7 protein-coding genes are annotated in these 12,059 nt (G+C 55.8%); 6 read left to right on the top strand and 1 reads right to left on the bottom strand.

Annotation, left to right across the window (positions count from 1 at the left end):
* Positions 1-89 precede the first annotated feature (89 nt).
* A complete protein-coding gene (gene trxB / locus ACOTZP_RS14230) occupies positions 90-1,058 on the bottom strand; it encodes a thioredoxin-disulfide reductase (RefSeq protein ID WP_022647616.1) in 969 nt (322 codons plus the stop codon).
* A gap of 543 nt (positions 1,059-1,601) precedes the next feature.
* Between trxB and lrp the strand changes: the two genes are divergently transcribed.
* From lrp to dmsA, 6 genes are all read left to right on the top strand, one after another.
* Positions 1,602-2,096: a leucine-responsive transcriptional regulator Lrp gene (lrp, locus tag ACOTZP_RS14225; protein ID WP_000228469.1), complete on the top strand. Its 495-nt coding sequence runs from the start codon at positions 1,602-1,604 to the stop codon at positions 2,094-2,096.
* 135 nt (positions 2,097-2,231) lie between these two features.
* Positions 2,232-5,915 (top strand): DNA translocase FtsK 4TM domain-containing protein, encoded by a 3,684-nt coding sequence (locus ACOTZP_RS14220; RefSeq protein WP_271075162.1) that lies wholly within the window; start codon positions 2,232-2,234, stop codon positions 5,913-5,915.
* A gap of 127 nt (positions 5,916-6,042) precedes the next feature.
* Entirely contained in the window at positions 6,043-6,657 is a 615-nt protein-coding gene (gene lolA / locus ACOTZP_RS14215; protein WP_022647618.1) for an outer membrane lipoprotein chaperone LolA, read from the top strand.
* A gap of 9 nt (positions 6,658-6,666) precedes the next feature.
* The gene (rarA, locus tag ACOTZP_RS14210) at positions 6,667-8,010 is read left to right on the top strand and encodes a replication-associated recombination protein RarA (RefSeq protein WP_023305801.1); all 1,344 of its coding nucleotides are present in this window, start codon (positions 6,667-6,669) and stop codon (positions 8,008-8,010) included.
* Positions 8,011-8,102: 92 nt separating this feature from the next.
* Positions 8,103-9,395 carry a serine--tRNA ligase gene (gene serS, locus ACOTZP_RS14205; protein ID WP_003858266.1) on the top strand — a complete coding sequence of 431 codons (1,293 nt, stop codon included), beginning with the start codon at positions 8,103-8,105 and terminating at the stop codon, positions 9,393-9,395.
* A gap of 210 nt (positions 9,396-9,605) precedes the next feature.
* Positions 9,606-12,050, top strand: coding sequence for a dimethylsulfoxide reductase subunit A (gene dmsA, locus ACOTZP_RS14200; RefSeq protein WP_023299718.1), 2,445 nt, complete (start codon positions 9,606-9,608; stop codon positions 12,048-12,050).
* Positions 12,051-12,059: the final 9 nt, after the last annotated feature.

The raw sequence follows: 12,059 nt of genomic DNA, 5'->3' as shown, positions 1-12,059 counted from the left end.
AGAAATTAGACATCTGCATGTTACACGTGAGCAAAAATAAAGGCGACCAGTGGCCGCCTTTATTTACGTTTGTTACTGACTTGTAAAGATTATTTACCTTGTTCTGCCAGTCCGTCCAGATAGCGTTCTGCGTCCAGCGCGGCCATACAGCCGGTGCCCGCAGAGGTGATCGCCTGACGATAAATATGGTCCATCACGTCGCCAGCCGCGAAGACGCCTGGGATGCTGGTCTGCGTGGCATTGCCGTGAATGCCAGACTGCACTTTGATGTAGCCGTTCTCCAGCTCAAGTTGGCCTTCGAAAATGGCCGTGTTCGGGCTGTGACCGATTGCCACAAACAGGCCTGCCACCTCCAGCGTTTCGACGGTGTCGGTGTTCTGCGTATCACGAATTCGCAGACCCGCCACACCCATCTGATCGCCGGTCACTTCTTCCAGCGTACGGTTGGTATGCAGCACAATGTTGCCGCTCGCCACTTTATCCATCAGGCGTTTGATCAGGATCTTCTCGGCGCGGAAGGTGTCGCGACGGTGGATCAGGTGTACTTCTGAGGCGATGTTCGCCAGATACAACGCTTCTTCCACAGCGGTGTTGCCGCCGCCGATCACCGCAACTTTCTGGTTGCGATAGAAGAAACCGTCGCAGGTCGCGCAGGCTGATACGCCGCGCCCTTTGAATGCTTCTTCAGACGGCAGACCGAGATAACGGGCAGAGGCACCGGTAGCGATGATCAGCGCATCGCAGGTGTATTCACCGCTGTCGCCGGTCAGACGGAACGGACGGTTCTGCAAATCCACTTTATTAATGTGGTCGAACAGGATTTCGGTTTCGAATTTAGCAGCATGCTCGTGCATGCGCTCCATCAGCAGCGGCCCGGTCAGGTCGTTCGGGTCGCCCGGCCAGTTTTCCACTTCCGTGGTGGTGGTCAGCTGACCGCCTTTTTCCATCCCGGTAATCAGTACCGGTTGCAGGTTAGCGCGTGCAGCATAGACCGCTGCGGTATATCCCGCAGGTCCAGAACCAAGGATTAGCAGCTTACTGTGTTTGGTCGTGCCCATGAGATCCCCATTGTTGTTGGCAGGCAATGGGCTGGATTGTAGGGAATTTGTTGCCGTAAAAAAAGAGCACGACAGTTTTGCTTCCGATATATGCAATAGTCACGCCCTATGGATCAGACACGGTCATATCACGTCTGCTACTGAAAATCGCGCGTTTATAAGGCAATAAAATGATGATTAATACCCCCCCGTAATGAATATCCGGCATCTTGTACTAAAAATCGATGTTTTGCTTTGACAATCCCCTGCGCTTTTGCGAAAACATTCAAGGAAGAAAAAAAGACGCATGAACTGCATGCCGAATAGACATGCACGTAAATGCCATTTTTACCGGGTCAGTGAAATCTACGCATGGTGTGGACAGACGCCATACGTGATGTCTGTGACTGCTTTCGGGCAACGGTCTTCTTACCGCAGACCCCGAATCCACATCGCGTCTAATACATAACCAGGCGATGTGATGAATAACGGGTGCAGGCTCTGAACAGTGATGTGCACAGGGTCCAGGCAGGAGTAGGGAAGGAATACAGAGAGACAATAATAATGGTAGATAGCAAGAAGCGCCCTGGCAAAGATCTCGACCGTATCGATCGTAACATTCTTAATGAATTGCAAAAGGATGGGCGTATTTCCAACGTCGAGCTTTCAAAACGTGTGGGACTTTCCCCGACGCCGTGCCTTGAGCGTGTGCGTCGACTGGAAAGACAGGGTTTTATTCAGGGCTATACGGCTCTGCTAAACCCGCATTATCTGGATGCCTCACTTCTGGTATTTGTTGAGATTACTCTGAATCGTGGTGCGCCGGATGTGTTTGAGCAATTTAACGCCGCTGTACAAAAACTTGAAGAAATTCAAGAGTGTCATCTGGTTTCCGGTGATTTTGACTACCTGTTAAAAACCCGTGTGCCTGATATGTCCGCCTACCGTAAGCTGCTGGGTGAAACCCTGCTGCGTCTGCCAGGCGTGAACGACACCCGTACTTATGTGGTGATGGAAGAGGTCAAACAGAGCAATCGTCTGGTTATTAAGACGCGCTAACACGGAACAGGTGCAAAATCAGTGTAGTTTGATTACACTCCTGTTAATCCATACAGCAACAGTGCCGGGGATACCCGGCGCTGTTGTCCGTTTTAGCACACAGGCAGGACATGCCTGATACCTGGAGAGCCTTTCTTGAGCCAGGAATACACTGAAGACAAAGAAGTCACATTATCTAAGCTAAGCAGCGGACGTCGTCTCCTCGAGGCATTACTGATTGTTATTGCCCTTTTTGCCGTCTGGCTGATGGCCGCCTTACTCAGTTTCAACCCCTCAGATCCCAGCTGGTCGCAAACCGCATGGCATGAGCCTATTCATAACTTAGGTGGCGTTCCCGGTGCCTGGCTTGCGGACACGCTCTTTTTCATTTTCGGAGTGATGGCTTATACCCTTCCCGTCATCATTATTGGCGGATGCTGGTTTGCCTGGCGTCATCGACAGAACGACGACTACATCGATTATTTTGCCGTTTCGCTGCGCCTGATTGGCGCCCTGGCGCTGATCCTCACCTCCTGTGGGCTGGCGGCGATCAACGCCGATGATATCTGGTACTTCGCCTCCGGCGGGGTGATCGGCAGCCTGTTGAGCTCCGCGCTGCAACCGATGCTTCATAGCAGCGGCGGCACGCTGGCGCTGCTCTGTATCTGGGCGGCGGGCCTGACGCTGTTTACCGGCTGGTCCTGGGTGAGCATTGCTGAGAAGATCGGCAGCTTTATTCTGACGCTGCTGACGTTCGCCAGCAACCGTACCCGTCGTGACGATACGTGGGTCGATGAAGACGAGTATGAAGATGAGTATGAAGAGGAAGACGAGGCGCCTGTACAGCGGCGTGAATCTCGCCGCGCGCGTATTCTGCGCGGTGCTCTGGCGCGCCGCCAGCGCGTCGCTGAAAAATTTGCTAACCCGTTAGGCCGTAAAACGGATGCCGCGCTGTTCTCCGGCAAACGTATGGATGAAGACGAGCAGATTGAGTATCGCGGTGCGGCCGTCGACCCTGATGACGTACTGTTCTCTGGCCATCGAGCCACGCCGGGAGAGTATGACGAATACGATCCGCTGCTGAATGGCCACTCCGTGACTGAACCGGTAGCCGCTGCTGCTGCCGCAACGACGGCTGCGCAGGCCCATGTTGCGCCTGTTGAAGCCGTGATGCCGTCCTCGCCTGTTCCGGCGCCGGAGTCCGCGATCCAGCAACCGCAGGTAGACTGGCAGACTGCGCCAGGCGTCCATACGCCTGAACCGACCATTGCGCCTGAGCCTGAAAGTTATATTCCTGTGCAGCAGGAACAGTGGCAGCAACCGTATCAGCCGCCTGGACCTGCCAGCGTGCCGCAACAACCGTATCAGGCTTATACGCCCGAACCCGCTGTACCTGAACAGCCATACGTTGCACCGGTGTCTGAACCCGAAGTGGTGGAGGAAGCGAAGCCATCCCGTCCGCCATTATACTATTTTGAAGAAGTGGAAGAGCGCCGCGCCCGTGAGCGCGAGCAGCTTGCCGCCTGGTATCAGCCCGTGCCCGAGCCGGTGCAGGAGCCTGTTGCAAAAGCGCCTTCGGTCAGCGTTCCACCTGTAGAACCTACGCCAGCCGTTGCGTCGGGTGCAGAAGCCGTGAAGCAGGCAACGGCAGCCGCTGCCGCGTCCGCTCCGCTATTCAGCCCGGCAGCCGACAGCGCCCCGCGTCCTCAGGTGAAAGAGGGCATTGGTCCACAGCTGCCGCGCCCTAACCGCGTGCGCGTACCGACTCGCCGGGAGCTGGCCTCTTATGGCATTAAACTGCCTTCCCAGCGTATGGCGGAAGAAAAAGCCCGTGAGTCCGACTACGAAGATGATGCCGACGAACTGCATCAGGATGAGCTGGCGCGTCAGTTTGCTGCCCAGCAGAATCAGCGTTACGGCGAAGAGTATCAGCATGACGTGCCTTCACAGCATCACGTGCCTTCACAGCAGGACGACGATGATGCGGCCGAAGCGGAGCTGGCGCGCCAGTTTGCAGCAACGCAGCAGCAGCGTTATTCCGGTGAGCAACCTTCGGGGGCAAACCCGTTCTCGCTGTCGGATTTCGAATTCTCACCAATGAAAGATCTGGTGGATGATGGCCCAAGCGAACCGCTGTTCACGCCGAGCGTAATGCCGGAAGCGGAGCCGGTGCGTCAGCCGCCTGCACCACAGGCTTACGTGCAGCCGCAACAGCTGGCGCCGCAGGCGTATGCGCAGCCGCAGACACCTTCTCAACCGCCTCAGCCACAGTTCCAGCAGCCAGCACCACAGCCGCAGGAGAGCCTGATTCACCCGCTGCTGATGCGTAACGGAGACAGCCGACCGCTGCAACGACCAAGTACGCCGCTGCCGTCGCTGGATCTGTTAACGCCACCGCCAGCGGAAGTCGAGCCGGTGGATACCTTTGCCCTTGAGCAGATGGCCCGTCTGGTGGAAGCGCGTCTGGCTGACTTCCGCATTAAAGCGGACGTGGTGAACTACTCACCGGGCCCGGTGATCACCCGTTTCGAACTGAACCTGGCACCGGGCGTAAAAGCGGCGCGTATTTCTAACCTCTCCCGCGACCTGGCGCGTTCTCTGTCCACCGTGGCGGTACGCGTGGTGGAAGTGATCCCAGGCAAGCCTTACGTTGGCCTTGAGCTGCCAAACAAGAAACGCCAGACCGTTTATCTGCGTGAAGTTCTGGATAACACCAAATTCCGCGACAACCCGTCCCCGCTGACCGTGGTGTTGGGTAAAGATATCGCCGGCGATCCGGTGGTTGCCGATCTCGCGAAGATGCCGCACCTGCTGGTTGCGGGTACAACAGGCTCGGGTAAATCGGTCGGTGTGAACGCCATGATCCTCAGTATGCTCTACAAAGCGCAGCCTGAAGACGTGCGTTTCATCATGATCGACCCAAAAATGCTCGAACTGTCCGTCTACGAAGGCATTCCGCATCTGTTAACGGAAGTGGTTACCGACATGAAGGACGCCGCCAACGCATTACGCTGGAGCGTCAATGAAATGGAGCGTCGCTACAAGCTGATGTCGGCGCTGGGCGTGCGTAACCTGGCCGGTTATAACGAGAAAATCGCCGAGGCGGCGCGTATGGGCCGTCCGATTCCGGACCCATACTGGAAGCCGGGTGACAGCATGGATGCCCAGCATCCGGTGCTGGAAAAACTGCCTTACATCGTGGTGCTGGTGGATGAATTTGCCGACCTGATGATGACCGTTGGCAAGAAAGTGGAAGAGCTGATTGCGCGTCTGGCACAGAAAGCGCGTGCGGCGGGCATCCACCTGGTACTGGCAACGCAGCGTCCGTCCGTGGATGTAATCACCGGTCTTATTAAGGCAAACATCCCGACCCGTATCGCGTTTACCGTGTCGAGTAAAATTGACTCCCGTACTATCCTTGACCAGGGCGGAGCAGAGTCGCTGCTGGGGATGGGTGATATGCTCTATTCCGGGCCGAACTCCACCTCGCCGGTGCGTGTTCACGGTGCGTTTGTTCGCGACCAGGAAGTGCACGCGGTTGTGCAAGACTGGAAAGCGCGCGGGCGACCGCAATATGTTGACGGCATCACCTCTGACAGCGAAAACGAAGGTGGCGGCGGTGGTTTTGACGGCGGCGAAGAGCTGGATCCGTTATTCGACCAGGCGGTTAATTTCGTCACCGAAAAACGCAAAGCGTCCATCTCCGGCGTGCAGCGCCAGTTCCGTATCGGTTACAACCGCGCGGCGCGTATCATTGAGCAGATGGAAGCCCAGGGCATCGTGAGCGAACAGGGGCACAACGGTAACCGTGAGGTGCTGGCGCCACCGCCTTTTGAGTAATCTTCAGCGATTGCAAAGAAGGGTAAATCAGCAAAAATTAAGCATATTCTTCTGTCGCCTGCCTTCGGGCAGGTACAGAATAGAAACGGAACCCCCATATCGGGAAGACGTATTTTAAGGAATAACAATGAAAAAAATCGCCATCGCCTGTGCATTACTCTCCAGTTTTGTTGCCAGCAGCGTCTGGGCTGATGCAGCCAGCGACCTTAAAAGCCGACTGGATAAAGTGAGCAGTTTCCACGCCAGCTTCACGCAAAAAGTGACTGACGGCAGCGGCAACGCGGTGCAGGAAGGCCAGGGAGATTTGTGGGTAAAACGCCCAAATCTGTTCAACTGGCACATGACCCAGCCGGATGAAAGCGTTCTGGTGTCTGACGGTAAAACCCTGTGGTTCTACAATCCGTTTGTTGAGCAGGCGACCGCCACCTGGCTCAAAGACGCGACCAGCAATACGCCGTTTATGCTCATTGCCCGTAACCAGTCCAGCGACTGGCAGCAGTACAACATCAAACAAAACGGTGATGAGTTCGTCCTGACGCCAAAAGGCAGCAACGGTAATCTGAAGCAGTTCACCATTAACGTGAGCAGCAACGGTACCATCAATCAGTTCGGCGCGGTTGAGCAGGACGATCAGCGCAGCAGCTATCAGTTGAAGTCTCAGCAAAACGGCGCCATTGATGCATCGAAATTCACCTTTACCCCGCCGCAGGGCGTAACGGTGGACGACCAACGCAATAAGTAAGAGGCATGAGTGAGCAACCTGTCGCTCGATTTTTCAGATAATGCGTTTCAACCTCTGGCCGCCCGTATGCGGCCAGAAAATTTAGCGCAGTACATCGGTCAGCAACATCTGCTGGCTGCGGGGAAACCCTTGCCGCGCGCTATTGAGGCGGGGCATCTGCACTCCATGATCCTCTGGGGGCCACCCGGCACTGGAAAAACCACGCTCGCTGAAGTGATTGCCCGCTATGCCAGCGCGGACGTTGAGCGCATCTCGGCGGTCACGTCGGGGGTGAAAGAGATCCGCGAGGCGATCGAGCGGGCGCGACAAAACCGCAATGCCGGACGTCGCACCATTCTGTTTGTCGACGAAGTTCACCGCTTCAACAAGAGCCAGCAGGACGCCTTTCTGCCGCACATTGAAGACGGTACGATTTTCTTTATCGGCGCCACCACGGAAAACCCGTCGTTTGAACTGAACTCTGCGCTGCTCTCCCGGGCGCGCGTGTATCTGCTTAAATCGCTGACCACGGAAGATATCGAAAAAGTTCTGACGCAGGCGATGGAGGACAACGCGCGTGGTTACGGCGGGCAGGATATCGTTCTGCCGGACGAGACGCGTCTTGCTATCGCCGAACTGGTTAACGGTGATGCCCGTCGTGCGTTGAACACGCTCGAAATGATGGCCGATATGGCCGAAGTGGACGATGCGGGCAAGCGCGTATTAAAGCCTGAACTGCTCACCGAAATTGCCGGTGAGCGCAGCGCGCGCTTCGATAATAAAGGCGATCGTTTTTACGACCTCATCTCTGCATTACACAAGTCCGTGCGCGGCAGCGCTCCGGATGCGGCGCTCTACTGGTATGCGCGTATCATCACCGCCGGTGGCGATCCGTTATATGTCGCGCGTCGCTGCCTGGCGATTGCGTCAGAAGATGTCGGTAATGCCGATCCACGCGCCATGCAGGTCGCTATTTCCGCCTGGGACTGCTTTACCCGCGTCGGGCCTGCGGAGGGCGAGCGTGCCATTGCGCAGGCAATTGTCTATCTGGCTTGCGCACCGAAAAGTAACGCGGTGTATACCGCCTTCAAAGCGGCGATGTCGGATGCACGTGAACGTCCGGACTACGATGTGCCGGTTCATCTGCGCAATGCGCCAACCAAATTGATGAAAGAGATGGGTTACGGGCAGGAGTATCGCTACGCCCATGACGAACCCAACGCCTACGCCGCCGGCGAGGAGTATTTCCCGCAGGAGATGGCACAAACCCGCTATTATCACCCCACAAATAGAGGTCTTGAGGGTAAGATTGGCGAAAAGCTCGCCTGGCTTGCCGGACAGGATCAAAATAGCCCTATAAAACGCTACCGTTAGTTCAATCGTTGCGGTAATGTTGGCAATATATCTCTGTGGCCGCAGGCTGTGGTCACTTTTTCCTCTTTTAATTCGATAAGCACAGGATAAGCATGCTCGATCCCAATCTGCTGCGTAATGAGCCAGACGCAGTCGCTGAAAAACTGGCACGCCGGGGCTTTAAGCTGGATGTAGATAAGCTGCGCGCTCTTGAAGAGCGTCGTAAAGTTTTGCAGGTACAAACAGAAAATCTGCAGGCAGAGCGTAATTCTCGATCGAAATCCATTGGCCAGGCGAAAGCGCGCGGGGAAGATATTGAGCCATTACGCCTGGAAGTGAACAAACTGGGTGAAGAGCTGGATCAGGCGAAAGCTGAACTGGACGTTCTTCAGGCTGAAATTCGTGATATCGCTCTGGCGATCCCGAACATTCCTGACGACAGCGTCCCTGTCGGCAAAGACGAAAACGACAACGTTGAAGTGAAACGCTGGGGTACGCCTCGCGAGTTTGACTTCGAGGTGCGCGATCACGTGACGCTGGGCGAAATGCACGCGGGCCTGGACTTTGCGGCTGCGGTTAAGCTGACCGGTTCTCGCTTCGTGGTAATGAAAGGTCAGATTGCTCACCTGCACCGCGCGCTGGCGCAGTTTATGCTGGATCTGCACACCGAGCAGCATGGCTACAGCGAAACCTACGTTCCGTATCTGGTTAACCACGATACGCTGTACGGTACAGGCCAGCTGCCGAAATTTGCCGGCGATCTGTTCCATACCCGTCCGCTGGACGAAGAAGCTGACAGCAGCAACTACGCGCTGATCCCAACCGCGGAAGTGCCGCTGACCAACCTCGTGCGTGATGAGATCATCGACGAAGACGATCTGCCAATCAAACTGACTGCGCACTCTCCATGTTTCCGTTCTGAAGCCGGTTCTTACGGTCGTGATACGCGCGGTCTGATCCGTATGCACCAGTTCGATAAAGTTGAGATGGTGCAGATCGTTCGTCCGGAAGAGTCTATGGACGCGCTGGAAGAGATGACAGGTCACGCAGAGAAAGTGCTGGAGCTGCTGGGGCTGCCATACCGCCGTATGGCGCTGTGCACTGGTGACATGGGCTTCGGCGCCTGCAAAACCTTCGACCTCGAAGTCTGGGTGCCTGCGCAAAACACCTACCGTGAAATCTCCTCTTGCTCTAACGTCTGGGATTTCCAGGCGCGTCGTATGCAGGCGCGTTGCCGCAGCAAGTCCGACAAGAAGACCCGTCTGGTTCATACCCTGAACGGTTCTGGTCTGGCGGTTGGCCGTACGCTGGTTGCCGTGCTGGAGAACTACCAGCAGGCAGATGGTCGTATTGAGATCCCTGAGGTGCTGCGTCCTTACATGAAAGGCCAGCAGTTCATCGGCTAATATTTTGCTGCAAAACAAAAAAGCGCCTCAGGGCGCTTTTTTATATCTTTGATTTGATACGACGCAATATTCCCTCCCTCTAAAGTAGTAATACTCCTCCGAACGAAAGTTAGCATAAAACACCTGTAACGAAGGAATTCGTTATATATAAAACTACATAGCGGTATGCGCCGCCTCTCTTTTCTTTGTGAGCAACCAAAGTGAGTCTTTATGAAAATCAAAGCGCCTGAAGCGTTAATGGCTGCCGAGGTCACTCGCCGTGGGTTGATGAAAACCACGGCAATAGGTGGTCTGGCGGTTGCCAGCAGCGCCTTTACGCTTCCTTTTACCCGTCTGGCGTCGGCGGCGGAGGCTCTGTCTCCCGCTTCAGCCCCGGAAAAAGTGGTGTGGAGTGCCTGTACCGTTAACTGTGGTAGCCGTTGTCCCCTGCGTATGCATGTTGTGGACGGTGAAATCAAATACGTTGAAACCGACAATACCGGCGATGATAACTACGAAGGGTTACACCAGGTTCGTGCCTGTCTGCGTGGCCGCTCAATGCGCCGTCGCGTTTATAACCCGGATCGTCTGAAATATCCGATGAAGCGTGTCGGTAAGCGTGGGGAAGGGAAGTTCGAGCGCATTAGCTGGGACGAAGCCTACGATATTATCGCGACCAACATGCAGCGCCTGATCAAAGAGTACGGCAACGAATCCATCTACCTGAACTATGGCACCGGGACGCTGGGCGGCACCATGACCCGCTCCTGGCCGCCGGGTAAAACGCTGGTAGCGCGCCTGATGAACTGCTGCGGCGGCTATCTCAACCATTATGGCGACTACTCTTCCGCACAGATTGCCGCGGGCCTGAACTACACCTATGGCGGCTGGGCAGACGGTAACAGCCCGTCGGATATAGAAAACAGCAAGCTGGTGGTATTGTTCGGCAACAACCCGGGCGAAACGCGTATGAGCGGCGGTGGGGTAACCTATTATCTTGAGCAGGCGCGCGCCAAATCCAACGCACGTATGATCATCGTCGATCCGCGCTACACCGATACCGGCGCGGGGCGAGAAGACGAGTGGATCCCTATCCGCCCTGGTACCGATGCGGCGCTGGTCAATGCGCTGGCGTATGTGATGATCACTGAAAACCTCGTCGATCAGCCGTTCCTTGATAAATACTGCGTCGGCTATGACGAGAAGACGCTGCCAGCCAGCGCACCGGCTAACGGGCATTACAAAGCGTATATTCTTGGTCAGGGCAGCGACGGGGTAGCGAAAACCCCTGAGTGGGCATCCACCATCACCGGCATTCCAGTCGAACGTATTGTTCAGCTGGCCCGTGAAATTGGTTCAGCAAAACCGGCTTATATCAGCCAGGGCTGGGGACCGCAGCGTCACGCGAACGGCGAAATTGCCACCCGCGCTATTTCTATGCTCTCGATTCTGACTGGCAACGTCGGCATTCACGGCGGTAATAGCGGGGCGCGTGAAGGCTCGTATGAAGTACCGTTTGAACGTATGCCAACGCTGGATAACCCGGTTCAGACCAGCATCTCCATGTTTATGTGGACGGACGCGATCGAGCGCGGCCCGGAAATGACCGCGCTACGTGACGGTGTTCGGGGCAAAGATAAGCTGGATGTGCCGATCAAAATGATCTGGAACTATGCCGGTAACTGCCTGATCAACCAGCACTCTGAAATCAACCGCACCCATGAAATTTTGCAGGACGACAAGAAGTGCGAAATGATTGTGGTGATCGACTGCCATATGACCTCATCGGCGAAGTATGCCGATATTCTGCTCCCAGACTGCACCGCCTCTGAGCAGATGGATTTCGCGCTGGACGCCTCCTGCGGCAACATGTCCTATGTGATCTTCACAGACCAGGCCATCAAACCGCGCTTCGAGTGCAAAACTATCTATGAGATGACGTCCGAGCTGGCGAAACGTCTTGGCGTTGAGCAGCAGTTCACAGAGGGGCGTACTCAGGAAGAGTGGATGCGCCATCTGCACGAGCTCTCACGCAAAGCCATTCCAGACCTGCCGGACTTCGATACCTTCCGCAAGCAGGGCATGTACAAGCAGCGCGATCCGGAAGGGCATCACGTGGCGTATAAAGCCTTCCGCGACGATCCGCAGGCCAATCCGCTGACCACGCCGTCGGGCAAAATCGAGATCTACTCCGAAGAGCTGGCAAAAATTGCCGCCACGTGGGAATTGCCGGAAGGGGACGTTATCGATCCGCTGCCGATCTATACGCCTGGCTTCGAAAACTACAACGATCCGCTGACGGAGAAATTCCCACTTCAGTTAACCGGTTTCCACTACAAAGCGCGTGTTCACTCCACCTACGGCAACGTTGACGTTCTGAAAGCGGCCTGCCGACAGGAGATGTGGATCAACCCGATGGATGCGAAAGCGCGCGGCATCAGTAATGGCGATCGCGTACGTATCTTCAACGGACGTGGCGAAGTGCATATCGAAGCTAAAGTGACTCCGCGCATGATGCCTGGCGTTGTCGCGCTGGGGGAAGGGGCCTGGTATAACCCGGATGCGAACCGTATCGATCAGGCGGGCTGCATCAACGTTCTCACTACGCAGCGTCCATCGCCGCTGGCGAAGGGCAACCCATCCCACACAAACCTCGTTCAGGTTGAAAAGGCGTAAGGAGTAACC

Origin of the sequence: Enterobacter cloacae complex sp. SYL001 (assembly GCF_049237025.1) — a bacterium.
GTDB classification, from domain to species: Bacteria; Pseudomonadota; Gammaproteobacteria; order Enterobacterales; family Enterobacteriaceae; genus Enterobacter; species Enterobacter intestinihominis.
This window is presented reverse-complemented; position numbering and strand designations above follow the sequence as displayed.

Bases quoted from the DNA above. Each gene is read 5' to 3' on its own strand.
- trxB (WP_022647616.1), bottom strand. From the start codon at position 1,058: ATGGGCACGACCAAACACAGTAAGCTGCTAATCCTTGGTTCTGGACCT.
- lrp (WP_000228469.1), top strand. From the start codon at position 1,602: ATGGTAGATAGCAAGAAGCGCCCTGGCAAAGATCTCGACCGTATCGAT.
- lolA (WP_022647618.1), top strand. From the start codon at position 6,043: ATGAAAAAAATCGCCATCGCCTGTGCATTACTCTCCAGTTTTGTTGCC.
- serS (WP_003858266.1), top strand. From the start codon at position 8,103: ATGCTCGATCCCAATCTGCTGCGTAATGAGCCAGACGCAGTCGCTGAA.
- dmsA (WP_023299718.1), top strand. From the start codon at position 9,606: ATGAAAATCAAAGCGCCTGAAGCGTTAATGGCTGCCGAGGTCACTCGC.